Raw genomic sequence first — 25,497 nt, forward strand, 5'->3', positions numbered from 1 at the left:
CATCCCGTGCTCAGTCTTTCTTGAAGGCAGCCTCCAGCGCCTCGTTGATGGTGCGCAGCACCTTCACCCGTGCGTAACGCTTGTCGTTGGCCTCCACCAAGGTCCAGGGAGCGATCTCGGTACTGGTGCGATCGACCATGTCATCCACCGCATCGACGTAGAGGTCCCACTTGTCGCGGTTGCGCCAGTCTTCCTCGGTGATCTTGTAGCGCTTGAAGGCAACTTCCTCACGCTCCTTGAAGCGTTCCATCTGGGTGTTCTTGTCGATGGACAGCCAGAACTTCACCAGCACGATGCCGTAGTTGTGCAACTGCTCCTCGAAGTCGTTGATCTCGCCGTAGGCGCGCAGCCAGTCGGCCTCGGAACAGAAGCCCTCGACCCGCTCCACCAGCACGCGGCCGTACCAGGAACGGTCGAAGATGGTGAACTGCCCGCGCCCCGGCACGTGCCGCCAGAAGCGCCAGAGATAGGGCTGTGCCCGTTCTTCCTCGGTGGGCGCGGCGATCGGAACGGTGCGGTACTGCCGTGGGTCCAGCGCACCGGTGACGCGGCGGATCGCCCCGCCCTTGCCGGCAGCGTCATTGCCCTCAAACACCGCCATCAGGGCATGGCCACGCATGCGCTTGTCGCGCAGCAAGCCGTTGAGCCGCGCCTGTTCGGTGGCGAGCTGTTCCTTGTAGTCGTCCTTGTCCAGCTTGCGGCTGAGGTCGAGGCTGTCCAGCAGGCTCAGATTGTCGAGACTGGACATCAGCGGCGCCGCATGGGGCTGCAGCTTGGGCCTGCCTTTGTGCTTGAGGGCCGCTTGCAGACCTTCGAGGATGATGCGGCCGACACTGAGGCTGCGGTAGTACTCGTCGGCGCCCTCGATCACGTACCAGGGCGCGTAGTCGCGGCTGGTGCGACGCAGCACCCGTTCACCGAAGCGCACGAAGCGGTCGTAGACCTCGCTCTGCTTCCAGTCCAGCGGATTGAGCTGCCAGCTGCGCTGGGGGTCCTTCTCCAGAGCCTTGAGGCGCTCCTTGAGCTGCTTCTTGGACAGGTGGAACCAGAACTTGAAGATCAGCGCCCCTTCGTCGCAGAGCATGCGCTCGAAACCTTCGGCGTCGTTGATGGCCTGGTCCAGGCGGGCGTCCTTGATGTCGCCCTCGACCCGTGCGTGGAGCATCTGGCTGTACCAGTTGCCGAAGAAGATGCCGATCCGCCCCTTGCCCGGCAGCTTGCGCCAGAAACGCCACTGCGGCGGCCGCGAAAGTTCTTCGTCGGTGGGACGCAGGAAGCTCTCGACGTTGATCAGGCGCGGGTCCATCCATTCGTTGAGCAGCTTGACCGTCTCGCCCTTGCCGGCACCTTCGATACCGTTGATCAGAATGAGCACCGGGAAGCGCGCCTGCTGCTTCAGCTCGAACTGGGCTTCCAGCAGGGCTTCGCGCAGTTCCAGCACGGCCTTCTCATAGGTTTCCTTGTCGATTGAGTGGCCGATTTCGGCGGATTCGAACATGCAGACCTCCTTGGCTTGATGGAGAAAAGGTAGCGGACATCGACGCGCTCCGTCTCCGTTGTTTCGGATCAAACCGACACGGCCTTCCGATCGGCTACTATTCGCGCTTCGCAGTCAGGAATACCCCATGTCCGATTTCCACCACGCCCAACTCGACTGGGACGAACAGGGCCGACCGCTGTCGCGGGAATTCGACGACGTCTACTTCTCTCCGACCTCGGGTTTCGACGAAACCCATCATGTGTTCATCAATGGCAATGACCTGACCCGGCGTTTCACCGAACTGCCGGCCGGCGGGCGTTTTTGCATTGGCGAAACCGGTTTCGGTACCGGGCTGAATTTCCTCTGTGCCTGGCAATTGTTCGAACAGTGCGCGCCGGCCGGTGCCCGATTGCACTTCGTCAGCGTGGAGAAGTTCCCCCTCACCCGTGACGACCTCCAGCGCGCCCTGGCCCTGTGGCCGCAACTGGCGCCCCAGGCTGCCCAATTGCTGGACCAGTACGTGGCGATCCACCCCGGTTTCCAGCGCTTCAACCTGGCCGCGGGCCGCGTGGTGCTCACCCTGCTGGTGGGCGATGCCCTGGACTGCCTGCCCGAGCTGGACGCGCGCATCGACGCCTGGTTCCTCGACGGTTTCGCCCCGGCGAAGAACCCCGAGATGTGGAGCCCCACCCTGTTCACCCAGCTGGCGCGACTGTCCCACTCGGGAACCACCCTCGCCTCCTTCACCTCCGCCGGCTTCGTGCGCCGCGCGCTGACGGAAGCCGGCTTTGCCATCAAGCGCCTGCCCGGCTTCGGCAAGAAATGGGAGATGAGCCGGGGCCTGTTCACCGGTGAACGGCAAGACGACGCCAAGCCCTGGTTCGCTCGCCCGCGCTTCGTCCCCCAGCGTCGCGAGGCCCTGGTGATAGGCGCGGGACTGGCCGGCTGCGCCACGGCGGCCAGCCTCGCCGCGCGCGGCTGGCAAGTGACCCTGCTGGAGCGCCACGGCGAGCCCGCACAGGAAGCCTCCGGCAACCCCCAGGGCGTGCTCTACCTCAAACTCTCCGCCCATGGAACGCCGCTGTCGCGGTTGATCCTCAGCGGATTCGGCCATACCCGCCGACTGCTGCAACGCCTGGAACAGGGCCACGACTGGCAGGCCTGCGGCGTGCTGCAACTGGCCTTCGATGAAAAGGAAGCGCAGCGCCAGGCGAAGCTGGCCGAGGCCTTTCCTGCCAATCTGTTGCACAGCCTGGACAAGACCGAAGCCGAAGCCCTGGCCGGCGTAACGCTGCCCGCGGGCGGCCTGTTCTATCCCGAGGCGGGTTGGGTCCATCCGCCGGCCCTGTGCCGCCTGCTGGCCAGCCATCCGAACATCCGCCTGGTCACTCACGGCGAAGCCCTGGAGCTGCAGCGCGAGGACGACCTCTGGCATGCCCGGAACGCCGAGCGCACCCTGGCCACCGCCCCGGTGGCAGTGCTGGCGGGCGCCGCCGATGTGCTGCGTTTCCCCCAGGCCGCCGGACTCCAGCTCAAGCGCATTCGCGGGCAGATCAGCCGCCTGCCGGCCACTGCCGAGAGCGCGACGCTCGGCACCGTACTCTGCGCCGAAGGCTACGTGGCACCACCACGGGACGGCGAACACACCCTGGGCGCCAGCTTCGACTTCCACAGCACCGACCTTGCCCCCACCGCCGCCGAGCATGCGGGCAACCTCGAACTGCTGGAGGAAATCTCCCCGGACCTCGGCCGCCGCCTGCACGTCGCCGAACTGGAACCGGAGCGCCTGGAAGGCCGCGCCGCCTTCCGCTGCACCACCCCGGACTACCTGCCGATCGTCGGCCCGCTGGCGGATGCCGACGCCTTCGCACAGGCCTATGCCGTGCTGGCCAGGGACGCGCGCCAGGTGCCACAAGTACCGGCGCCCTGGTTCGACGGCCTCTATGTGAACAGCGCCCACGGCTCGCGCGGCCTGATCACCGCGCCGCTGTCCGGCGAGTTGCTGGCCGCCTGGCTCGACGACGAACCGCTGCCGGTGCCCCGCGCCGTGGCCGAGGCCTGCCACCCCAACCGTTTTGCCTTGCGCCGCCTGATTCGCGGCCAGAGCGCCTGATCATGGAGCTATTGCTACTGGAAGCCCTGGCCATCGGAGCCGTGCTCGGCTTGCTGCTGGGCCTGACCGGCGCCGGCGGTTCGCTGGTGGCCCTGCCCCTGCTGCTCAGCCTGCACCTGCCGCTGCGCGATGCCATCGGCGTGAGCCTCGGCGCCGTTGCCCTGTCCGCTGCCATCGGCGCCATTCCCCGCGCCAGCCAGGGGCTGGTGGCCTGGCGCCCGGTGCTGTTGCTGGCCATCTGCGGCCTGCCTGGCAATGCCATCGGCCAATGGCTGGGACGCTTCATTCCCGAGTTCGCGCTGATACTCGGTTTCTGCCTGCTGGTGCTCTGGTCCGCCTGGCGCATGTGGCGTGGCGCGGTGTTGCCCAAAAGCCACTCCGGCCCGCTGCGCAGTACGCCGCTGATGGCCATCGGCGCTGGTGTGGGGCTGCTGTCGGGGGTGATGGGCGTGGGCGGCGGCTTCCTCGTGGTGCCGGCGCTGCTCTGGTACACGCCGTTGTCGATGCTGGCCGCCACTGCCACCTCGATGGCGGTGATCGCGCTGGTTTCCGGCGGTGGCTTCCTGCTCTATCTCACCGGCGCCCAGCCGCCCATGGCCCTGCTCGGCGGCCTGGCGGCCGGCGGCGCGGTCGGCGTGCTCTGCGGCAATCGCCTGGCCACTCGTCTGCGCGGCGCCACCCTGCAACGGCTGTTCGCGTTGATGCTGGTGGCGGTAAGTCTGTCCCTGGCAGCACAAAAGTTGTTGGGTTGACCGGGAAAGGCCGTCTTAGAACCAATCGATATAAAACTCACAGAAGTGCGCAAGGGTCGGACCCTAGAGTGCCCCTTTACAGGGCACCCACTCCCCAACGGCAACACCGGTAAGGAACTATGTGCGGCATTTCTGGAGAACTTCGCTTCGACAAACGCCCGGCCGACCTGGCCGCCCTCGATAGAATCACCCACCATCTAGCGCCCCGCGGTCCAGACGCCTGGGGCCTGCACAGCCAGGGACCGATCGCCCTGGGCCATCGACGGCTGAAGATCATGGACCTGGCAGACGCCTCCGGTCAGCCCATGCTGGACCCCGAACTGGGGCTGGCCATGGTGTTCAACGGCGCCATCTACAACTACCCCGAATTGCGCAAGGAACTGCTTGCCCTCGGTTATCGCTTTCATTCCGACGGCGACACCGAGGTGCTGCTCAAGGCCTGGCATGCCTGGGGCAAGGACATGCTGCCGCGGCTCAATGGCATGTTCGCCCTGGCCATTTGGGAACGTGACAACCAGCGCCTGTTCCTCGCCCGCGACCGCCTCGGCATCAAACCGCTCTACCTGTCACGCAACGAGCAGCGCCTGCGCTTCGCCTCCAGCCTGCCGGCCCTGCTCAAGGGCGGCGACCTGGACACAACGCTGGACCCGCAGGCGCTGAACTTCTACCTCAACTTCCATTCCGTGGTGCCCGCGCCACGTACCCTGGTCAAGGGTGTGGAAAAGCTGCCACCGGCGAGCTGGATGCTGATCGATGCCGACGGCAACTGCAGCCAGGGCACCTGGTGGGAACTGGAGTACGGCCCGCGCGAGGATGAACAGAGCCTCAGCTTCGACGACTGGCGCGACCGCCTGCTGAGCGGTCTGCGCGACGCCGTGTCGATCCGCCAGCGCGCCGCCCGCGAGGTGGGCGTCCTGCTGTCCGGCGGGGTGGATTCCAGCCTGCTGGTGGGCCTGTTGGCGGAGTCGGGTATCGAACAGCTGGCAACCTTCTCCATCGGTTTCGAGGACGCCGGCGGCGAACGCGGCGACGAGTTCGAGTTCTCCGACCTGATCGCCAACCATTACGGCACCCGCCACCAGCAGTTGCGCATCGATGAGCACGAAGTGCTGGAGCAGTTGCCTGCCGCCTTCGCCGCCATGAGCGAGCCCATGGTCAGCCACGATTGCATTGCCTTCTATCTGCTGTCCCGCGAGGTGTCCCGGCACTGCAAGGTCGTGCAGAGCGGCCAGGGTGCCGACGAACTCTTCGGCGGCTATCACTGGTACCCGCCGCTGGCCGACACCCGCGACCCGTTCAACAGCTACCGCGCGGCCTTCTTCGACCGCGCCCACCCCGAATACGAGGCCACGGTGCAGCCGGACTGGCTCACCGAGGACCTTGCCGGCGATTTCGTGCGCCAGCACTTCGAGCACCCCGGCGCCCTCGACTCGGTGGACAAGGCGCTGCGCCTGGACAGCACGGTGATGCTGGTGGACGACCCGGTGAAGCGGGTGGACAACATGACCATGGCCTGGGGTCTGGAGGCACGGGTGCCGTTCCTCGACTACCGGGTGGCCGAGCTGTCGGCGCGGATTCCCTCGCGTTTCAAGCTCGGCGACGGCGGCAAGGCGGTGCTCAAGGCCGCCGCGCGCCAGGTCATTCCCCACGAGGTGATCGACCGGCCCAAGGGTTACTTCCCGGTGCCCGGTCTCAAGTACCTGGAAGGCCGGACCCGCGACTGGGTACGCGAACTCCTGCTGGACCCTAGCCAGGATCGCGGCCTGTTCCGGCCGGCCATGCTCGAACGCCTGCTGGCCAGTCCCACGGAAGACATCACCCCGCTCCGGGGTTCGAAGCTCTGGCAGATGGCGGCGCTCAACCTCTGGCTCAATCAACAGGGACTCTGAACCGATGAAAGCCCATACCCTTCACAGCCAGCGCCTGTTGCGCGGACAGGCTCCGTCCTATCAGCGCCTGCAGGCTCAACTGGCCGAGGGGCACCTGGAGCCCCATGAAGCGCCGCAGATCCTCCACTGTGGCTGGGGACGCCTGCTGCTCGGCCATACCTTCCCCGACCCCGTGAGCCTCGCCCGGGAGCTGCTGGACGAACAGCCCGGCGAACGCGATATCGCCCTCTACGTCGCCGCACCCCAGCAGGTGCTGGCCCAGGCGCCGCAGCAACTCTTTCTCGACCCATCCGACACCCTGCGCCTCTGGTTCCCCGACTACCGCCCCGCGCGCCGGGCCTTTCGCGGCTTCCGCATCCGCCGTGCCCTGAGCGACACCGACTGGCAGGCGGTCAATCAGCTCTACCGCTGCCGCGGCATGCTGCCGGTCGACCACGATGCCATCACCCCGCGCCACCAGGGCGGGCCGGTGTACTGGCTGGCCGAGGACGAGCGCGACAACCAGGTGATAGGCGCCGTCATGGGCCTCAACCACCAGAAGGCCTTCGACGATCCGGATGGCGGTTCCAGCCTCTGGTGCCTGGCGGTGGACCCGCAATGCAGCCGCCCTGGCGTGGGCGAAGTCCTGGTGCGGCACCTGATCGAGCACTTCATGAGCCGTGGGCTCAACTACCTCGACCTCTCGGTGCTGCACGACAACCGCCAGGCCAAGGCGCTGTATTCCAAGCTGGGCTTCCGCGACCTGGCCACCTTCACGGTCAAGCGCAAGAACAGCATCAACCAGACCCTGTTCCTCGGCCCCGGCCCGGAAGCGGGGCTCAACCCCTACGCCCGGATCATCGTCGACGAAGCCCTGCGGCGCGGTATCGAAGTGCAGGTGGACGACGTCGAAGGCGGGCTGTTCTGTCTCAGCCAGGGCGGTCGGCGCATCCGCTGCCGGGAGTCGCTGTCCGACCTCACCAGCGCGGTGAGCATGACCCTCTGCCAGGACAAGCAGCTGACCCATCGCGCCCTCGCCCGCGTCGGCATCTTCCAGCCGGAGCAGCGCCTGGCAGGCAAGGACGAAGAGAATGCGGCCTTCCTTGCCGAACACGGCAGCCTGGTGGTCAAGCCGGTGAATGGCGAACAGGGCCAGGGCGTGGCGGTGGACCTGCGCAGCCTCGATGAGCTGAAGACCGCCATCGCCAACGCCGAACACTTCGACAGCCGTGTGATCCTGGAAAGCTGTCACCAGGGCTTCGACCTGCGGGTGGTGGTGATCAATTACGAAGTGGTGGCGGCGGCCATTCGCCGCCCCGCCGAAGTCCTGGGCGACGGCCTGCGCACGCTGAGACAGCTGATCGAACGCCAGAGCCGCCGACGCCAGGCCGTGACCCAGGGGGAAAGCCGCATTCCGCTGGATGGCGAGACCGAACGCACCCTGCAAGCCGCCGGCTTAGCCTATGAAGACGTCCTGCCGGCCGGCACCCGGCTGGCGGTACGGCGTACCGCCAACCTGCACACGGGCGGCACCCTGGAGGACGTCACCGCGATCCTGCATCCAGCGCTGGCCGAGGCCTCCATCCTCGCCGCGCGGACCCTGGAAATACCGGTGGTGGGACTGGACCTGCTGGTCCAGGCCGCCGACCAGCCGGACTACGTGATGATCGAAGCCAACGAACGGGTCGGCCTGGCCAATCACCAGCCGCAACCCACGGCGGAGCGCTTCATCGATTTGCTGTTCCCGCTCACGCGAGCGCCCTCGGCTTGAAACCTGTGGGAGCGAATTCATTCGCGAATGAACCAGCTCCCGCAACCACGCCGCGACGTGGCCCAGAAAGGAGATGCCATGAGCCAGAGACTTCCCGAGCCCGATCTCACCTACCTGCAAAGGGTGCTGCTGGAAATGCTCGCCATCCCCAGCCCCACCGGTTTCACCGATACCATCGTGCGCTACGTCGCCGAGCGGCTGGACGAGATCGGCATCCCTTATGAACTGACCCGGCGCGGCACCATCCGCGCCACGGTCAAGGGCACGCAAAGCAGCCCGGACCGCGCGATGTCGGCGCACCTGGACACCATTGGCGCCATCGTCCGCGAGATCAAGGACAACGGCCGGCTGGGCCTGGCGCCGGTGGGCTGCTGGTCCAGCCGCTTCGCTGAAGGCAGCCGCGTCAGCCTGTTCGGGGACAACCGGGTACTGCGCGGCAGCGTGCTGCCCCTGCTGGCGTCGGGGCACGCCTTCAACACCCAGGTGGACAACCTGCCCATCAGCTGGGACCACGTGGAACTGCGCCTGGACGCCTACAGCACCACCCGCGCCGACTGCGAGACCCTGGGGGTTTCAGTGGGGGACTTCGTCGCCTTCGACCCGTTGCCGGAATTCACCGAGAGCGGCCACATCAGTGCCCGCCACCTGGACGACAAGGCTGGCGTCGCCGCCCTGCTCACCGCCCTCAAGGGCATTGCCGATGCGCGCCTGGTGCCGCCCATCGACTGTCATCCGTTGTTCACCATCACCGAGGAGATCGGTTCCGGCTCGGCCGCCGCGCTGCCCTGGGACGTCAGCGAGTTCGTCGGTATCGACATCGCCCCGGTCGCCCCCGGCCAGCTCTCCAGCGAGCACGCCGTGACCGTGGCCATGCAGGACTCCGGCGGCCCCTACGACTTCCACCTGTCGCGGCACCTGCTGCGCCTGGCCGAAGCCAACGCCATCCCGCTACGCCGCGACCTGTTCCGCTACTACCACAGCGATGCCCAGTCGGCGGTCACCGCCGGCCACGACATCCGCACCGCCCTGCTGGCCTTCGGCTGCGACGCCACCCACGGCTACGAACGCACCCACATCGACAGCCTGGAAGCCCTGACCCGCCTGATCGGCGCCTACCTGATGAGCCCGCCGGTGTTCGCCTCCGACGCGGTCACCAGCCAGCAGTCCCTGGAACCGTTCAGCCATCAGCTGGAGCATGACGCGCAGATGGAGAGCGAGACGCGCGTCCCGACCGTGGAAAGTCTTGTGGGAAAGGGTGACGGCAGCCCTTGAAGGCCGAACCCGCTAGGAGCAAAGTGCCATCCAGGGATGCAATAACAACACGGGTGGTCACCCATGCTTCACCTTTCAGGCTGTGTGAAAACTGTCGCACTCGGTCTGGTCGTTCTCATGTTCTGGCTGTGCCGGCCCGCCTTCGCCCAGGAGGCGGCGCCGCTCGACCAGGACCAGTTGCGCCTTGCGCTTGGCCACTGGGTCAGTTACCTCGAAGACCCCAAGGGCGAACTCAGCCTGGAGCAAGTGCGCAAACTCCCCGATCCCGCTTTCCAGAAGGTCAGGGGCGAACAGCCCAACATGGGCAAGAACAGATCGGTCTGGTGGTTCAAGGTACGCCTGGACAATAGCCGTCCCCGGGCACTGGATGGTTACCTGGAAGCCAACTACCCGCTGCTGGACAACATCCGCCTCTACTACCTCACCCCTGACGGCCGGGTGCAGGCGCAGGAAACCGGCGATCACTTCGCCTTCTCGCAGCGCCCGGTACAGGTGCGCAACTTCTGGTTCCCCCTGCGCGTGGAGCCGGGACAGAGCACGCTGATCCTGCGGGTGGAGAGCACCAGCACCCTCTTCGTGCCGCTGGTATTCAGCACCTTCGACGCCAGCGCCGCCGCCCAGGAGAACCTCATGGGGTTCAACGGGGCCTTCTATGGCGTGCTCTTCGCCATGTTCTTCTACAACCTGTTCCTCTACCTGTCGCTGCGCGAGCGGGCCTACCTCTGGTACCTGGCCTACAACCTCAACGTCGGCCTGCTCGCCGCCTGCTTCGACGGCATGCTGTTCAAGTTGCTGCCCGACCATGTGGGGCTGCAGTCGGTGGCGATCTACATCTTCATGTACCTGCACTGCCTTGCGGCCCTGCAGTTCAGCCGCCACTTCCTCCACACCGGCCTGCACTTCCCACGGCTGGACCGCGTGCTGCGCGGCCTGATGCTGGCGACCCTGGTGGCGCTGCTCTGCGCTCCGGTGATCGGCCTGCAGAACTGGAACATCCTCGCCAGCCTGACGGTGTCGGGCATTTCCGCCTTCCTCCTGCTCACCGGGCTCTATGTGTGGCGCAAGGGGCTGCGTTACGGCTCGTACTACACCCTGGCCTGGGGCGTGTTGCTGTTCGCCTTCATCCAGACCACCACCGGCTCCCTGGGCATCGAAGTGCTGGGCCTGTACGGCGCCACGGTGGTGAAGATCGGCGTCACCATCGAGCTGATCACCCTGTCCATTGGCCTGGCCGACCGCATCAACACCCTCAAGGAAGAAGGCTTCCGCTCACGCCAGGCCGCTGAGCAGGCGCACTTCGAGAACCAGGCAAAGAGCCGCTTCCTGGCCACGATGAGCCACGAGATCCGCACGCCGCTGAACGGTGTGCTGGGCATGCTGCAATTGCTCAAGGAAACTTCGCTGGATCGCAGCCAGCGCTTCTACGTGGACACCATCTCCAGCTCGGGCACCGCGCTGATGGCGGTGATCAACGACATCCTCGACTTCGCCCGCATCGAGTCCGGCAAGCTGGAGCTGGAACACATCGAGTTCGACCTGGAAGACCTGGTATCGGAAACCCGCGGCCTGTTCACCGCCCAGGCCATCGGAAAGCGCCTGGGCCTGCACCTGAGCCTGGATGCCGGGGTGCCACGGCGCGTCCAGGGCGACCCGACACGGCTCAAGCAAGTGCTGATGAACCTGCTGGGCAATGCCCTCAAGTTCACCGCCGAAGGCCACGTGACCCTCAACCTCAGCCTGCGTCGCAATGCCGAGGGCAAGCCCCACCTGGTGTTCAGCGTCGTCGACAGCGGCATCGGCATCCGTCCTGAAGCCCTGGCCCAGCTGTTCGACTCCTTCGCCCAGGGCGACTCCAGCACCACCCGCCGCTATGGCGGCAGCGGCCTGGGCCTGGCCATCAGCAAGGAGCTGGTGGAAATGATGGGCGGACGCATCGAGGTGCAGAGCACGCTCAATCAGGGAACCCGCTTCAGCTTCGACATTCCGCTGCAACCGGGCGAATTCCAGACCGACGACCTGAGCCAGTTGCTGGGGGGCCGCACCGCCCTGCTCGCCTGCCAGGACACGCTCGGCCTGGATGCCCTTGGCCGCCTGCTCGGCCGCTGGGGCATGCGCTGCGAACGCTGCCAGAATCCGGAAAGGCTGATCGACCAACTGGAAGACTTCGCCGTGCCACCCCTGCTGGTGATCCAGGCGCCCTGGCCGGGCGACCCGGAGCGCTGGGTGGACAAGCTGCGGCCACACCTGGAACACGGCCAGCGGGTGATGCTGATCTGCCCGCCGGAGTCCTGCCTGAACCTGCCAGCCGGCGCTGGCCTGCGGCTGCGCGCCACCGCCCAGCCGCTGACCCTGGCACTGTTGCGCGACACGCTGCAGGAGCTGTATCGCGAACGCCGCCTGGAAGAACGTACCCAGCAGCAGGAAGAGCGGCGCCGGGTGAGCGCCACGCCCTGCATTCTGGTGGCGGAAGACAACCCGGTGAACCAGATGGTGGTCCAGGGCTTCCTCAAGAAGCGCGGTTACCTGGTGCGCACCGTGGCCAACGGCCTGGCGGCGGTGGACGAATACCAGCGCGACCCGGAGGGCATCCAGTTGATCCTGATGGACTGCGAGATGCCGGAAATGGACGGCTTCGAGGCGACCCGGCAGATCCGCCGGCTGGAGCGCAATCGCAACTGGCCGCCGGTGCCCATCGTCGCGCTGACCGCGCATATCCTCGAAGAACATCGCCAGGCCGGAGCCGCCGCCGGCATGGACGACTTCCTCGGCAAACCCCTGGACAGTGCCCTGCTGTTCAGCACCCTGGAACGCTTCATCCAGCGCCAGAGCGTGGACGGATGACGACGCGGGCCGGCGGAGTTAGCATGCCGCCCCCGCTGGAGACCCCCGATGCTCATCCCCTTTGACTTGCTCGAAGCCGAAACCCTGACCCGCCTGATTGAAGACTTCGTCACCCGCGAAGGCACCGACAATGGCGACGACACCCCGCTGGAAACCCGCGTCGAACGGGTACGCCGTGCCCTGCAGAAAGGCGAGGCGGTCATCGTCTACGACCCTGACAGCCAGCTGTGCCAGCTGATGCTCAAACTGGACGTACCCAAGGAGTGGCTGGAGGAGTAGCGCTGTAGGGGCGGATTCATTGGCTGAGCCTGCATCAAATGTTGCAAGTAGCCGCATTGCCCGTAGGAGCTGGCTTGCCAGCGAATGGCCCCTTTTCGCTAGCAAGCTAGCTCCTACAAGGCTCCTGGACCGATTGGTGATCTCCGCAGACACAGCGAATTCATTCGCCAAGGGCCGCGCAGCTGCCCTCTGAGAACTCACAACTTCGCCGCCTGCACGGCTGCGCCCACCGGCAGGCTGCGTTCCACCTGCCCCATCCGCGTCACCTCCACCTTGAGTTTGTCCTTGCCCAGCAGGTAATCCACCAGCCGCTGCGGGAACGGCCAGTAGTTCAGATCCGCGGTCAGGGTGATGGGGCCTACGGCATCCTTCGGCACCTCGAAGGTGAATTCGCGAACGTCATAACCCTTGGGCAAAAGGCGGTTGTCCGAAAGGATCTGGGTAGCATTCCAGACCTCGATGTCCAGTTCCTTGCCGTCCTTGTCCCCCAGATGGACCTTGAAGTTGCGGGTATCAGGTTCGGTGGCGCCATCCTTGATCGCACCCAGCCGGTAGATCTCGTGTCCGGCCCCGTCCACCACACGGAAATCGATCCACACCTCGCGCCCCTCGGGGAATCCGGTGGGCAACTTGTGCCCGGCACCGACGTTGGCGACCTTCACCCGCACCGATACCTCCTGGCCTGGCACCAGGTGATCCGGCATCGATTCGAAGCTGATCTCGGCGGCCCTGGCCAACTGGTCCCGTGCGCGCTGCGCCGCCTCTTCCTGCCCCAGGTACGACAGCACCGCCGCGTTGGCCCCGGTGAACCAGTGAGAGGCCACATCGGCGCGGTCCGGCCCCATCACTGCCGCCTTGCCGGCGAACCCCGGCATGTGGCAGCTCTGGCAGGTCTGGCCGTTGAAGCCGTAGGGACTCTCGAGCCATTCGTCATAGGTACGTTCGACCGCCACGGTGCTGAACGGGTGGGTCACGTTGTGGCAGGTGGCGCAGAAATCCGAGCGGGTATGCAGGCCCGAGTAGACCGTATCGTGGTAGGGGGACACCGCATCGCTGCGAGGGCCGAACTTGGTCGGCCGGCCGTTGGCGCGCGGACTGAGCACATAGGCGCCATTGTCCAGTCCGGTACGCGCGTTGATGTTGTGGCAGGTCTCGCAGTCCACCCCCGGCATCGGGTTGTGCACGGCGGTGAACTCCACCGGAGCGCGATTGATCGTCGAATTGATCTGGCCGGTGGTAAGGCCGATGGGGGTGTGGCAGCCGGTGCAGAAATTATCCACCCGCCCCTCGGTGGCCTCGCTGGCATGCCTGAGCAGGGCCCGGTAGATCGGCTCCTCCCAGGACTGGGACATCATCGAGGTCCGCCACTGTCGATAGATCTCGGTGTGGCAGGCGCCGCAGACCTGGGCGTCATCGAAGTCCGCGACATTCAGCAGGGCGTTGTTCGGCGTGTTCGCCCGGTGGGGAAAGAACGGCAGGCCCTGCTTGTCCTCCAGCAGCCTGGAACGCGCCGGCTCCAGCCACTTGTCGTTCGACGGGGGCGTCTCGGCAACGGCGACGAGGCTCGCCAGCCAGGACAGAAGCAGGCACGTGAGCAGCCAGGAGAGCAGGCGTCCGGACGGGACAGGAAGACGTGAAGTCGAGAACTTCTTTGCCGGATTGCCCATTTCGCCACCCACCTTCATCGAAGCCGATGAGAAGGCGCACGAACTCCGCAGAATAACGGCAACAACCGTCTCTTTCAGCGCCTTTTTGCCGAATTTCACCCAGCTCCCCCGCTCTTGGGGGAAGTAAGTCAGTAGTAGATGGAGGTCAGTGCAGCGTCAAAGGCATGACTTCGGCAGAGAGCGACCGAACGGAGCGCTTATCCGGATGATTTGTATGGATTTAGCTGGAACTGGATGCGACGCGGCAGGCGATGAAGCGGCGATTCTTCCGTACCAGCGACAGGGTGGCTGGCCAAGATCGACAGGCACAAAAAAGGCCGCCACGGGGCGACCTAAACAAAGCACAGAGCACCAATAGACTCTGGAATCAGAGTGTAGTTGCTCCACTACAAAATGATGACAGCGCATCGAAAAACAACAGGCATTTCGTCGGCAAATGCGTCGAACTAACGCGCAACCGCTCTATCTCGCGGTTTCTTCTTGCGTCGCAAACCGAGATTCGTCGACAAGGTGTCATCAGGCACGTGCCGAGATCCCATTTCCAGCCGGAAGTAAGAAATTTCGTACGGTTCTTCGACCTTGAGCGCCTACAAAAGCCCTCGCTAGAGTCCACGACCGTCGCGGTAGGAACCGCGACCGGGAGTCGCAACCCGAACAACGCAAGGCGCGTCCAACCTGGATTGCAATCGCAATATGGTGGGCCGTGCAGGGAAGGCTTAGGCCTTGCCGGGTTTTCCTCGCGTAACCGGTTTGCGACCCCTGCACGGCCCGCCGCCCTTCCATGTCGTGACGGCAAGGTGCGGCTCCTCTAGAACGCGAGGACGCAAGGATATGCACTGCCCACACTCCATGCAGACATCCATTGGCACCCTCGGCCTTCTTCCCCTGCGAAGAAGCCCGAACACCGACTTCACCCCCCTCCCGCCTTCGTCCCAGCCGTACGGGGACGTCCTTTTCATTAACGTTCGCGCCCCCTCGGCCCACCTGTTCGAAGCCGCCAACCAGCGCGTTGCCGCCCTGGCTGACCTGCTGCGGATCCTGGAGTCTGGCAGCGACAACGCGATGGCTCAGGAAACAGCCCGGCTCGCCTCGGCCCTCGGCATGCTGCTGGCCGATGCCCAGGCATTGCACGAAGCGGCCTACCAGCGCTCGCGTGAGGAAGAACACGCAGCCGGCAATCATTGCGCAACCGAAGCCAACGCCCCTTCCGAAGCCCCTGCCTAGAGCCAGTATTCCCAGGCGCGCCCGATCCGTTCACTGACGCGGGCGCGCACGGGACGGCGCTGCCACTTCTCCAGGGTGAGCTCATCGGATCCATCCACATCTTCCAGGAACGCCTCGCGCATCCGCCCGCCGAATTCCGCCCCCAGCACCACCACATTGACCTCCTGGTTATGCAGGAAGCTGCGCCAGTCGAGATTGGTTGAACCCACGGTGGACCACACGCCATCGATCACCCCGGCCTTCACGTGGAGCAGCGCGTCACGGCGTTCATAAACCCGTACCCCGGCCTCCAGCAATTCGCGGTAGTAGGCCCGCCCGGCGTGGAACACCAGCCAGGAATCGGTGCTGCTGGGCACTACCAGGCGCACGTCCACGCCGCGCTTCACGGCAGCCTTGAGTGCATCGAGCAGTTGCGGATCGGGCACGAAATAGGCACTGGTCAGCCAGATTTCACTCTGCGCGCTGTGCAAGGCGGAGATGAGCGTGGCGTAGATCTGGCTGTAGGGCTCGTCTGGCGAGCTGCCGATGGCCCGGACCACATCATTGCCCTTGCGCTCCAGGGGCGGGAAGTAATGACGGGCCACCAGTCCACCGCCTTTCTGCCGGCTCCAGGTCGTGATGAAGAGCTTCTGCAGATCGGCCACCACCGGCCCTTCGATGCGCAGGTCGGTATCGCGCCAGGGCAGTTCACGGCGCGGCCGCCCCTGGCGGCTCGAACCGAAGGAGCCGCTGGAATAAACCCCGCTGATGTTCACTCCACCAAGAATGGCGATACGCCCGTCGACAATCAGCAGCTTGCGATGGTCGCGCTGGTTCAACTGCCAGCCCGACCTGGCGGTCAAGGGATTGACCGGGTTGAACTCCACCAGCCGGATACCCGATTCACGCAACCTGGTGAAGAAGGCAGGCGACGTGCCGAGCGTACCGACACTGTCGTAGATAAGGTTGACCTGCACGCCGCTGCGCTGCTTGGCGATCAGGGCGTCGGCGAAGCGCTCCCCCACCTCGTCCCCTTCGAGGATGTAGGTTTCCATGTTGATGTGGTCACGCGCGCTCTCGATGGCCGCGAACATCGCCGCGTAGGTCTCGGGGCCGTCCTGCAGCAGGTCGACCTTGTTACCAGCGGTGAGCGGGCTGCCCACCAGGGACTCTTCGACCGCCAGGTGCAGGTCGAAGATATTGGTCTGCATGCCGGAGGCCTTGAGCCGCTCCAGGATCGCCTGGCTGTGCGACTCGGAAAGCGGGCCATGGGCGCCATCCAGCTGCACCGGGGCGGCCGGAGAATGGACCATGTCGGGATTGATGCGGGGCAGCGAGCTGCAGGCCAGGAGGAGCGTCGAATAGAGCGCCACCAGGACACGCGCCACGGTCCCTGATGACGGCAGGTTCATCCAGCATCCTCCTGCACGGGGGAGGTTCGATGCCCAAAAGGCGTATCAGCCGCTTCTACGCCTGCCTTCCGGGCTGCCTTGTCGATTTCGACAGCGAGTCATCTGGAAAGGTTGAGGGAAAATTCACCGGCTGGCCGTCAGCTTGGAGAGAAGCGCGGCCCCAACAGGATCACGGTGGCCCCCAGGACGCACAGGGCCGCGCCCAGCCAGTCACTGGCCAGCGGCCGGGCGCGCTCGACGACGCCCAGCCAGAACAGCGAGGCGACAATGTAGATGCCGCCATAGGCCGCATAGGCGCGTCCCGCATAGGCCGCTTCAACGCGGGTCAGCAGCAGGGCGAAGAGGGTCAGGCTGAGCAGGCCGGGGACGATCCACCAGGCACTCTTGCCCATTCGCAGCCAGAGCCAGAAGGCGTAGCAGCCGCCGATTTCAAAGAGCGCGGCGAGGAAGAACCAGAGGTAATTGAGCATCGATGTTTCCCTTCGGGGTGGAACAGCCGGTGACTCAGGTGTCAGCCGTGCACGCCACCTTCGCGTTCCCAGGCGCAGCGCACCCGCAGATTATCTTCCTGGGGGCTGTGGAAGCCCTGCTCGCTTTCCCAGCGGAAGGTGTGGATGCCGTTGAGCTCGGTTTCCAGGTGAACCACCGCGCTGCTCCAGTAGAGCTGCCTGAGCAGGGCTTCGAATGCCTTGACCCAGAGGCTCCATTCGTACTCCACCGCCGGATAGCTCGCGCCGAAGTGAATCACCTGGGTACGGAAGACGCCCTCGCCCGGTTGCTCGCAGCAGGAGAACATCTCACGGCCGAGAAAGGGCCAGGCCTCGCCGCTGGGCAGGCTGTCCAGCACACGGCGATTGGTTTCGCGGCGCAGCCGGTGCTCCTGATCGTCGAGCGACGGCCAGTCGCGGATGCAGCCATAGACGATGGATTCGGACTCCACGCGGGCACTCCAGTAAAACAGTGGCAGCCTTCTAACACAGGACTGCCACGGGAGAAAGGAAATGCGTCGAAGTCCTCAACGGCGCCTGAGCCCGAGCACCCAGGCCAGCACGCACATGACCAGCGCAAGGCCCGTGATGACCATGAAAGGCGCCTGGTAACTGCCCGCCAGGTCGCGGCCTAAACCGGCCAGGATCGGGGCGAAACTGGCCATGCCGTATCCGGCGAACAGCATCATCGCGGTCCAGCGGCTCACGGCCAGCGGCGTGTGCGCCTCATAGAGCGGCAACACCAGGGACAGGGCGAAGGAGCCACTGAGTCCAAGTCCCAGCAGCGATGCCCAGACTTCCGGCAGCAAGGTCGGCTGGAAGCAGATCATCCCCAGGCAGACGCTGCTGATCAGACCGCACACCAGCAGTAACTGGTAGCGGTTGTCGAAACGCTGGGCCAGCCAGGGCAGTACGAAGGCGCTGGGCAGGCCCACCAGCATGAAGAGGCTGAACAGGCTGTTGCTGTGCAACAGGCTGAGGCCGGCTTCGTGGTAGCGGGCCACCAGCCAGGTGGTCAGCGCATAGAACAGGCCAGCCTGGAGGGCGAAGAACGCGGTGATCAGCCAGGCTCGCGACTCACCCCAGGGCAGGCCGCCCTGCCCAGCTTCGCTGGCGGATTCGGCGCGATTGGGCATGCGCAGCCAGAGCAGCAATGCGAGAAACGCCGGCACGGCCCAGAAAGCCAGGCCGAGGTGCCATTGGTCCCCGAGCAGCTGGGTCACTGGCGGCGTCAGCACCGCGCCGGCGGCACCGCCTATGGTCATGCTCAGGGAGTACCAGGCGACCACCCGCCCGACCTGGTCGTGGAAGTGGCGCTTGATGAAACCGGACAGCAGCGGCCCGGCAACCGCGATGCCCGCGCCCATGGCCACGGCGCTGCCGATCAGCACGGTGCTGGCATGACTGCCCAGGCGGGCCAGCAGGGCGACACCGATCAGGCCCAGGCAGAAGGTGATCACCCGCTCCAGGCCGAAACGCACGGCCAGACGCGGCGCGAGCGGCGCCAGCAACCCCATGCAGAGCACGGGCAAAGCCGTGGTCAGGCTGATCAGACTGCGGCTCAGCGCCAGCTCGTGGGCGATGCGTTCGATCAAGGGGGCGAGAGAGGTGATGCCGGGCCGCAGGTTGATCGCGGCGAGCACCAGCGCCAGCATCAGCAGCGCGCGGGACAGGGGTTTCACGGTGGGTCCATCCGGATAGGCAGTCAGGCCGGGGGAGCAACCCTACTCCCCCGGTCCGCGGCCGGGCAACCCCGGACGGCGCCGAACCTGACCGATCGGACAGCCAGTTTTCTCAAGCGCGGTTCTTGGCCCTCATCTTCGCCGCCATGCTGGCCATCTCGTCGTAGAGCGCCTGCGGGTTCTTCTGCTTCACGGCCCAGGCCATGCGGCCCTGCTCGTGGGGCAGGATCATGAAGGTGCCGGCGGCCACTTCCTGGAAGATGTAGTCGGCGATATCGGACGCGGTGATCGGCGAGCTCTCCAGCAGCTTGCCCACCTGCTGCTTCATGGCCGGGGTCGGCCCACGGAAGGAGTCCAGCAGGTTGGTCTGGAAGAAGGACGGGCAAACCACGTGCACACCCACGCCCTCTTCCTTGAGCTCGATCAGCAGGCTCTCGGACAGGGCGACCACGCCCGCCTTGGCGACGTTGTAGTTGCTCATCGCCGGGCCCTGCATCAGCGCAGCCATGGAGGCGACGTTGATGATCCGTCCCTTGCTCTTCTGCAGCAGCGGCAGGAAGGCCTTGCAGCCCTTGACCACGCCCATCAGGTTGATCGCGATCTGCCAGTCCCAGTCCTCCAGGGACAGCTCCTCGAAGAAGCCGCCCGAGGCGACGCCGGCGTTGTTGACGATGATGTCGATGCCGCCGAGCTTCTCTTCGCAGGCCTGGGCAAAAGCGGTGAGCTGGCTGTAGTCACGGACATCGCAGCGCTGGGTGAAACCATCGCCACCGGCCTCGCGGACCAGCTTGAGGGTTTCCGCCAGGCCGGCTTCGCTGACGTCGGACAGGGCCAGCTTCCAGCCCTCGCGCGCCCAGCGCAGGGCGATTTCGCGACCGAGCCCGGAACCAGCGCCGGTGATCATGATGCGGTTTTGCATGGTGAGGTGCCTTTCTGCTTGTGCGGTAGATGAGCCGCAGTGTAGCCAAGCCCATAGTTCTCCCGCCCTTGAATCACGGCGCTGAATGATGGGGGCAAACGCCGCTAGCGGCGCTGCATCAGGCGCCTTGCCAACAGCCCGTACGGCACCAGGTTGATCAGCAGCACGAAGGCTCCGAGCCAGAGCTGGACACCCGGCGTCAGCCCCGCCGGGTAGATCAGCGGCACCAGGTAATGCTCGATGAAGCCGCCGCTGTAGCCCTCCTCCCCCGCCGCCCGGCGCAGGTGGTTCTCCAGGGGCGTGAGGGGGCAGATCAGGTGGAGCAACTCCACCGTCGCGCCCCAGGCCACCGCCGGCAGGTGCAGCAGGGCCAGGCGCGGCCACTTCAACACCAACAGCCCGCCCAGCACTACGAAGAGGATGAAGGCCAGGTGCAACAGCAGTACGGCGTCGGCGGCGATCCGGTAGGTCATGAGCGGGTGTCCATGGAGTCGTTTTCCTTGAACCATCGCGGAAGAGGGTCAGTCGGTAACTACAGGCATGGTCAATGCGCCATCAAACCAGTTGACCGTGCAGGGGCCTTCACCAGCCACCGAGGAATCGCGCCAATGATCACCATTCTGCTGCTCGTCATTCTGATCCTGCTGCTGATTGGCGGCCTGCCGGTCTTCCCTCACTCCCGCCACTGGGGCTATGGACCGTCGAGTACGGTTGGGTTGTTGCTGGTCATTGTGGTCGTGCTGATAGCGGTGGGGAGGATCTAGCCACTACCTCGCTAAGCCGGGGAAGAGGTATTCACACTGGATTGGAAAAATTGTGTGATGACACTCATCGAACTCCGTGCTGGCTGACTCCCCCCTCATCCCCGGCCCCTCTCCCAGAGGTAGAGGGGTGACTCACGCCGGCAAGGCACACGCCAGCCTGAAGCCCAGACGGGCCTGAAGCTGGACAGAAGAGATGGGGCAGCGACACCGCCCCTTCAGGAGGCTGAGTGGAATCCTTGTGCAGGGGGACGAGCGGCATGGATGCCGCGAGAGGCGTGTGGGGCCATGGATGGCCCCTCTCGCCGGGCCCCCGGAGCAAGGATGGAGCGAAGGAAGTTTGGCGAAGCCAAACCCGGATGCAGGGGCAAGCCTTTTGGTTCCTTTTTGGCGTTTGAAAAAGGGACTCGCCCGGGAAGGCGAAACAGAAGCTACGAGCCCACTCAACAATGACCTGAGCGAAAAAGCTCCAGCCCCCTTCATCCAAACAAAAAGGGCGGCCCGAAGGCCGCCCCAATACTTGCAAGGGAAGGAGTGTGGATCAGTGGGCTACGGCACCGCTGGCACCCAGACCAGTCTGGGAGCGCACGAACTGCGGGTAGAAGCGTGCACGCTCTTCGTCCGCGGCAGTCGACTTGTCGGTGATCGAGAAGAACCAGATACCAACGAAGGCAACGATGATGGAGAACAGCGCCGGGTACTCGTACGGGTAGACCGGAGTGGCATGGCCGAGGATCTGCACCCAGATGGTCGGGCCGAGGATCATCAGACCCACGGCGGTGACCAGGCCCAGCCAGCCGCCGATCATGGCGCCACGGGTGGTCAGCTTCTTCCAGTACATGGAGAGGATCAGTACCGGGAAGTTGCAGCTGGCGGCGATGGAGAACGCCAAGCCCACCATGAAGGCAATGTTCTGCTTCTCGAACAGGATGCCGAGGCCGATGGCCACGAAGCCCAGGCACACGGTGGTGATCTTCGATACGCGCAGCTCGTCCTTCTCGCTCGCCTTGCCCTTCTTGAACACGGAAGCGTAGAGGTCGTGGGACACAGCCGAGGCACCAGCCAGGGTCAGGCCGGCAACCACCGCCAGGATGGTGGCGAAGGCCACGGCGGAGATGAAGCCCAGGAACAGGCTGCCGCCCACGGCGTTGGCCAGGTGTACAGCGGCCATGTTGTTGCCGCCCAGCAGGGCGCCGGTGGCGTCCTTGAAGGCCGGGTTGGTGCTGACCAGCAGGATTGCGCCGAAGCCGATGATGAAGGTCAGGATGTAGAAGTAGCCGATGAAACCGGTGGCGTAGAACACCGACTTGCGGGCTTCCTTGGCGTCACTCACGGTGAAGAAGCGCATCAGGATGTGCGGCAGGCCAGCGGTACCGAACATCAGGGCCAGGCCGAGGGAGATGGCGGAGATCGGGTCTTTCACCAGGCCGCCGGGGCTCATGATGGCCTCGCCTTTCGGGTGAACCTTGATGGCTTCGCTGAACAGGGTGCTGATGTCGAAGTTGACGTGTTTGAGCACCATGATCGCCATGAAGGATGCGCCGGAGAGCAGCAGCACGGCCTTGATGATCTGTACCCAAGTGGTGGCCAGCATGCCGCCGAACAGCACGTAGAGCACCATCAGGATGCCGACCAGGACTACGGCCACGTGGTAGTTCAGGCCGAACAGCAGCTCGATCAGCTTGCCGGCACCGACCATCTGGGCGATCAGGTAGAAGGCAACGACCACCAGCGAGCCGCTGGCGGACAGGGTACGGATTTCCTTCTGCTTCAGGCGATAGGACGCCACGTCGGCGAAGGTGTACTTGCCGAGGTTACGCAGGCGTTCAGCGATCAGGAACAGGATCACCGGCCAGCCCACGAGGAAGCCGATGGAGTAGATCAGGCCGTCGTAGCCGGAAGTGAATACCAGGGCGGAAATACCCAGGAAGGACGCGGCGGACATGTAGTCGCCGGCAATCGCCAGGCCGTTCTGGAAGCCGGTGATGCTGCCGCCAGCGGTGTAGAAGTCGGCAGCCGACTTGCTGCGCTTGGAGGCCCAGTAGGTGATGTAAAGGGTGGCGCCGACGAAGGCGATGAACATGACGATGGCCGAGGCGTTCAGCGGCTGGCGCTGGACATCACCTTCGATGGCACCGGCGGCCCAGAGTGCGGGCGCCACGACCATCAGGCCGAGCACGGCAAGGATGCGCGCGATCATTACTGGACCTCCTTGAGGATTTCCTGATTCAGACGGTCGAACTCGCCGTTGGCGCGGCGGACGTAGACGCCGGTCAGCACGAAGGCCGACAGGATCAGACCGACACCGATCGGGATACCCCAGGTGACGGGAGAGTCAGGGTTGATGCGGGTGCCGAGCAGTTGCGGCTCGAAGGCGATCAGGAGAATGAAGGCCAGATAGAGGCCGAGCATGATGGCAGAAAGTATCCAGGCGAAGCGTTCTCGCTTGGAAACCAGTTCCTGGAAGCGCGGATTCTCCTGAATCCGCTTGTAAGTGCTGTCGTTCATTGTTTTTGTCCTCCACAGCGGGTTGCGGGTGAAGTCAACAATAGAACGGCCGTGCAAGCGCAACAGACGACCTTAGTCGTACTTCTGGGCGTTCTCGACCAAGGTCGTAGGACATTCATAAAGCCAAACTATCAGACCTATCGCAGCTGAACATTTCCCTGTATCGAACGGCGAGCCTAACCTCTGCACATCGAATAATCATTCTCATTAACGAGGTGCGCCATGCTCAAGACCGTGACCTTCACCCTCATGCACTTCTGCATTGCCTTCAGCGTGGCCTACGCCCTGACTGGCAGCATCACGGTCGGCGGCTTGGTGGCGGCGGTGGAACCGCTGTGCAACTCGGTGGGTTTCTACTTCCACGAGAAGATCTGGAAGCGCTTCGAGAAGGCGGACAAGCCGGCGCAGGAGATTCCGAAACATGCCTGGCTGCACCACCACGCCTGAGACGACGATCTGCTGCGCGTCGGAATAACTGCGTTGAAAAAGGCTCCGGAGTGCTCATTTACAGTCGTAAACTCCGCGTCCTCAGCCTTTTTCGCCTTGTTCTTCTCTAGCTCGCGAGATCGTGAAGAACTTCTAATCAACGTGAAATCCCCCGTACGGATTTTCCGCTGCGGGCCGTAGGAGCGATGAGGGCTAATCCGCTAAGATGCGCGGCTTTGCCCTCACGCAAGCACGCCCGAACATGAGTCAGAACGCCCGTTTCCCTGCACTCCCCTATCTGCTGTCCTTCCTGGTCGCAGTGGTTGCCCTCGCCGGCCTCTGGTACGGCCTCGGCAAGCCGGTGATCCTGCCGGATGCCGCAACCCCCACCCACAAGCTGCAGTGCGCGTCCTACAGCCCGTTTGACAAGGACCAGTCGCCGTTCGACCAGCCCTTCGTGCTGCGCCCTGAACGCATGGACGCCGACCTTGCCCTGCTGGCGACCCGCTTCCACTGCGTGCGCACCTACTCCATGACCGGCCTGGAAGCCATTCCGGAGCTGGCCCGCAAGCACGGCCTGAAGCTGATGCTGGGTGCCTGGGTGAACGGCAATCCGGTGGATACCCAGAAGGAGATCGACGCCCTGATCAAGGCCGCCAACGCCAACCCGGACGTGGTGCAGTCGGTGATCGTGGGTAACGAGACCCTGCTGCGCAAGGAAGTCACCGGCGCGCAACTGGCCAGCCTGATCGGGCAGGTCAAGGCGCAAGTGAAGCAGCCGGTCACCTACGCGGACGTCTGGGAGTTCTGGCTGCGCCATCCGGAAGTGGCACCGGCCGTGGATTTCCTCACCATCCACCTGCTGCCCTACTGGGAAGACGACCCTGCCGGTATCGACCAGGCCCTGCGCCATGTCGCCGAGATCCGCCAGGTGTTCGGCAACAAGTTCGCGCCCAAGGACATTTTCATCGGCGAAACCGGCTGGCCCAGCGAAGGCCGCCAACGTGAAACCGCCGTACCGAGCCGGGTCAACGAGGCGAAGTTCATCCGTGGCTTCGTCGCCATGGCCGAGGAGAACGGCTGGGGCTACAACCTGATCGAAGCCTTCGACCAGCCCTGGAAGCGCGCCAGCGAAGGCGCGGTGGGCGGCTACTGGGGCCTGTTCGATGCCGATCGCCAGGAGAAAGGCGTGCTGGCCGGCCCGGTCACCAACCTGCCCTACTGGCCCCTGTGGCTGGGCGTTTCCGGCCTGATCTTCCTGGCCACCCTGGTGCTCGCCGGCCGCCCTGCCTCGACTCGCGCCGCCCTGGTGCTGCCGCTGCTGGCCGCCGTTGGCGCTGGCTGCATCGGCCTCTGGGGCGAGTTGGCGCGGGTCACCAGCCGCTTCGTCGGCGAGTGGGCCTGGGCCGCCTTCCTGGTCGGCCTCAACCTGATCGTCCTGGCCCACGGTGCCCTGGCGCTGTCCGCCCGTGGCGGCGTGCGCAGCCGCCTGTTCGACTGGCTGGAAACCCGTGGCGGCTGGTGGCTGTGCGCCTCCGGATTCGCCGGTGCGGTGCTGATGCTGGCCCTGGTGTTCGACGCCCGCTACCGCAGCTTCCCCAGCGCCGCCCTGCTGCTGCCGGCACTGGTCTACCTGTTCCGCCCGGTCGCCGCGCCGCGCCGCGAAATCGCCCTGATGGCGGTGCTGATCGGCGCCGGCATCGTGCCGCAGCTGTACGAGGAAACCCTCGGCAACGTCCAGGCCATCGGCTGGGCTGCCGTGAGCAGCCTGCTCCTGGTCGCCCTGTGGCGTAGCCTGCGAGTTCGCGCGTAAAGGCGTAGGCCTCAGCCGTAGGGTGCGCCCTGTGTTCAGCCGGGGGACATAGGTAACGGGTGTCGGGAGACATGGGTAACGCATTTACGCTTACGGGATCCGTCGAATGAGGAGTTCGAGCGATGCCGTGGCAGGAGTGCACCACCATGTCGATTCGGCGTGAATTTGTGTGGTTGGCTGAACAGCCGCAGAGCAATGTCCGCGAGCTGTGCCGACGCTATGGCATCAGTGCGAAGACGGCC

Annotated in this window: 21 protein-coding genes and 1 pseudogene; 12 read left to right on the forward strand and 10 right to left on the reverse strand. The window is 65.0% G+C overall.

Going from position 1 to position 25,497, the window contains the following annotated elements; translation table 11 throughout:
* Nucleotides 1-10 precede the first annotated feature (10 nt).
* Complete coding sequence (gene pap / locus E8E91_RS05835) at nucleotides 11-1,498, reverse strand: polyphosphate:AMP phosphotransferase (protein ID WP_280374978.1); 1,488 nt, start codon at nucleotides 1,496-1,498, stop codon at nucleotides 11-13.
* A 127-nt stretch (nucleotides 1,499-1,625) separates the two neighbouring features.
* Between pap and mnmC the strand changes: the two genes are divergently transcribed.
* The 7 genes from mnmC (at nucleotide 1,626) to E8E91_RS05870 (ending at nucleotide 12,376) form a co-directional block, all read left to right on the forward strand.
* The gene (mnmC, locus tag E8E91_RS05840; protein ID WP_280374979.1) at nucleotides 1,626-3,593 is read left to right on the forward strand and encodes a bifunctional tRNA (5-methylaminomethyl-2-thiouridine)(34)-methyltransferase MnmD/FAD-dependent 5-carboxymethylaminomethyl-2-thiouridine(34) oxidoreductase MnmC; all 1,968 of its coding nucleotides are present in this window, start codon (nucleotides 1,626-1,628) and stop codon (nucleotides 3,591-3,593) included.
* A 2-nt stretch (nucleotides 3,594-3,595) separates the two neighbouring features.
* Nucleotides 3,596-4,345 (forward strand): sulfite exporter TauE/SafE family protein, encoded by a 750-nt coding sequence (locus E8E91_RS05845; protein ID WP_280374980.1) that lies wholly within the window; start codon nucleotides 3,596-3,598, stop codon nucleotides 4,343-4,345.
* 119 nt (nucleotides 4,346-4,464) lie between these two features.
* Complete coding sequence (locus tag E8E91_RS05850) at nucleotides 4,465-6,234, forward strand: N-acetylglutaminylglutamine amidotransferase (protein ID WP_280374981.1); 1,770 nt, start codon at nucleotides 4,465-4,467, stop codon at nucleotides 6,232-6,234.
* A gap of 4 nt (nucleotides 6,235-6,238) precedes the next feature.
* On the forward strand, nucleotides 6,239-7,984 hold the full coding sequence (ngg, locus tag E8E91_RS05855) for an N-acetylglutaminylglutamine synthetase (RefSeq protein WP_280374982.1): 1,746 nt from the start codon (nucleotides 6,239-6,241) through the stop codon (nucleotides 7,982-7,984).
* A 78-nt stretch (nucleotides 7,985-8,062) separates the two neighbouring features.
* A complete protein-coding gene (locus E8E91_RS05860; protein ID WP_280374983.1) occupies nucleotides 8,063-9,256 on the forward strand; it encodes an osmoprotectant NAGGN system M42 family peptidase in 1,194 nt (397 codons plus the stop codon).
* A gap of 63 nt (nucleotides 9,257-9,319) precedes the next feature.
* Entirely contained in the window at nucleotides 9,320-12,097 is a 2,778-nt protein-coding gene (locus E8E91_RS05865; RefSeq protein WP_280374984.1) for a hybrid sensor histidine kinase/response regulator, read from the forward strand.
* Between the two features lie 48 nt (nucleotides 12,098-12,145).
* The gene (locus E8E91_RS05870; protein ID WP_280374985.1) at nucleotides 12,146-12,376 is read left to right on the forward strand and encodes a YheU family protein; all 231 of its coding nucleotides are present in this window, start codon (nucleotides 12,146-12,148) and stop codon (nucleotides 12,374-12,376) included.
* Between the two features lie 197 nt (nucleotides 12,377-12,573).
* Here the strand turns inward: E8E91_RS05870 and E8E91_RS05875 are convergent, their stop codons facing one another.
* Complete coding sequence (locus E8E91_RS05875) at nucleotides 12,574-14,043, reverse strand: multiheme c-type cytochrome (protein ID WP_280374986.1); 1,470 nt, start codon at nucleotides 14,041-14,043, stop codon at nucleotides 12,574-12,576.
* 831 nt (nucleotides 14,044-14,874) lie between these two features.
* On the opposite strand from E8E91_RS05875, the gene E8E91_RS05880 reads away from it, so the two are divergent.
* On the forward strand, nucleotides 14,875-15,267 hold the full coding sequence (locus E8E91_RS05880) for a hypothetical protein (RefSeq protein WP_280374987.1): 393 nt from the start codon (nucleotides 14,875-14,877) through the stop codon (nucleotides 15,265-15,267).
* Here E8E91_RS05880 and cls read toward each other — a convergent pair.
* From cls to E8E91_RS05910, 6 genes are all read right to left on the reverse strand, one after another.
* Nucleotides 15,264-16,658 carry a cardiolipin synthase gene (cls, locus tag E8E91_RS05885; protein WP_280374988.1) on the reverse strand — a complete coding sequence of 465 codons (1,395 nt, stop codon included), beginning with the start codon at nucleotides 16,656-16,658 and terminating at the stop codon, nucleotides 15,264-15,266. The genes E8E91_RS05880 and cls overlap by 4 nt on opposite strands.
* Nucleotides 16,659-16,795: 137 nt before the next feature.
* Nucleotides 16,796-17,128, reverse strand: coding sequence for a YnfA family protein (locus E8E91_RS05890; protein WP_280372620.1), 333 nt, complete (start codon nucleotides 17,126-17,128; stop codon nucleotides 16,796-16,798).
* A gap of 41 nt (nucleotides 17,129-17,169) precedes the next feature.
* Complete coding sequence (locus E8E91_RS05895) at nucleotides 17,170-17,598, reverse strand: hypothetical protein (protein WP_190827545.1); 429 nt, start codon at nucleotides 17,596-17,598, stop codon at nucleotides 17,170-17,172.
* Nucleotides 17,599-17,673: 75 nt separating this feature from the next.
* On the reverse strand, nucleotides 17,674-18,828 hold the full coding sequence (locus E8E91_RS05900) for an MFS transporter (protein WP_280374989.1): 1,155 nt from the start codon (nucleotides 18,826-18,828) through the stop codon (nucleotides 17,674-17,676).
* 112 nt (nucleotides 18,829-18,940) lie between these two features.
* Nucleotides 18,941-19,747 carry an SDR family oxidoreductase gene (locus E8E91_RS05905; protein WP_280372622.1) on the reverse strand — a complete coding sequence of 269 codons (807 nt, stop codon included), beginning with the start codon at nucleotides 19,745-19,747 and terminating at the stop codon, nucleotides 18,941-18,943.
* Between the two features lie 104 nt (nucleotides 19,748-19,851).
* Nucleotides 19,852-20,220, reverse strand: a complete 369-nt coding sequence (locus tag E8E91_RS05910; RefSeq protein ID WP_280374990.1) for a DUF2784 domain-containing protein — start codon at nucleotides 20,218-20,220, stop codon at nucleotides 19,852-19,854.
* A 138-nt stretch (nucleotides 20,221-20,358) separates the two neighbouring features.
* Here E8E91_RS05910 and E8E91_RS05915 point away from each other — a divergent pair, with 138 nt between their 5' ends.
* Nucleotides 20,359-20,511 carry a DUF3309 family protein gene (locus E8E91_RS05915; RefSeq protein ID WP_280372648.1) on the forward strand — a complete coding sequence of 51 codons (153 nt, stop codon included), beginning with the start codon at nucleotides 20,359-20,361 and terminating at the stop codon, nucleotides 20,509-20,511.
* Between the two features lie 538 nt (nucleotides 20,512-21,049).
* Here E8E91_RS05915 and E8E91_RS05920 read toward each other — a convergent pair.
* Together E8E91_RS05920 and E8E91_RS05925 are read right to left on the reverse strand one after the other, a co-directional pair.
* Nucleotides 21,050-22,708, reverse strand: a complete 1,659-nt coding sequence (locus E8E91_RS05920; RefSeq protein ID WP_280374991.1) for a cation acetate symporter — start codon at nucleotides 22,706-22,708, stop codon at nucleotides 21,050-21,052.
* Nucleotides 22,708-23,016: a DUF485 domain-containing protein gene (locus E8E91_RS05925; protein WP_190827537.1), complete on the reverse strand. Its 309-nt coding sequence runs from the start codon at nucleotides 23,014-23,016 to the stop codon at nucleotides 22,708-22,710. Before E8E91_RS05925 ends, E8E91_RS05920 begins: the two co-directional genes overlap by 1 nt.
* 222 nt (nucleotides 23,017-23,238) lie before the next feature.
* Between E8E91_RS05925 and E8E91_RS05930 the strand changes: the two genes are divergently transcribed.
* The 3 genes and pseudogenes from E8E91_RS05930 to E8E91_RS05940 all read left to right on the forward strand — a co-directional run.
* Nucleotides 23,239-23,463, forward strand: a complete 225-nt coding sequence (locus E8E91_RS05930; RefSeq protein WP_190827536.1) for a DUF2061 domain-containing protein — start codon at nucleotides 23,239-23,241, stop codon at nucleotides 23,461-23,463.
* Between the two features lie 241 nt (nucleotides 23,464-23,704).
* On the forward strand, nucleotides 23,705-25,255 hold the full coding sequence (locus tag E8E91_RS05935; protein WP_280374992.1) for a glycosyl hydrolase family 17 protein: 1,551 nt from the start codon (nucleotides 23,705-23,707) through the stop codon (nucleotides 25,253-25,255).
* 122 nt (nucleotides 25,256-25,377) lie between these two features.
* A pseudogene (locus tag E8E91_RS05940) lies at nucleotides 25,378-25,497 on the forward strand (IS481 family transposase); the annotation flags it as partial.

Source organism: Pseudomonas sp. BN515, assembly GCF_029873155.1.
Lineage (GTDB): Bacteria > Pseudomonadota > Gammaproteobacteria > Pseudomonadales > Pseudomonadaceae > Metapseudomonas.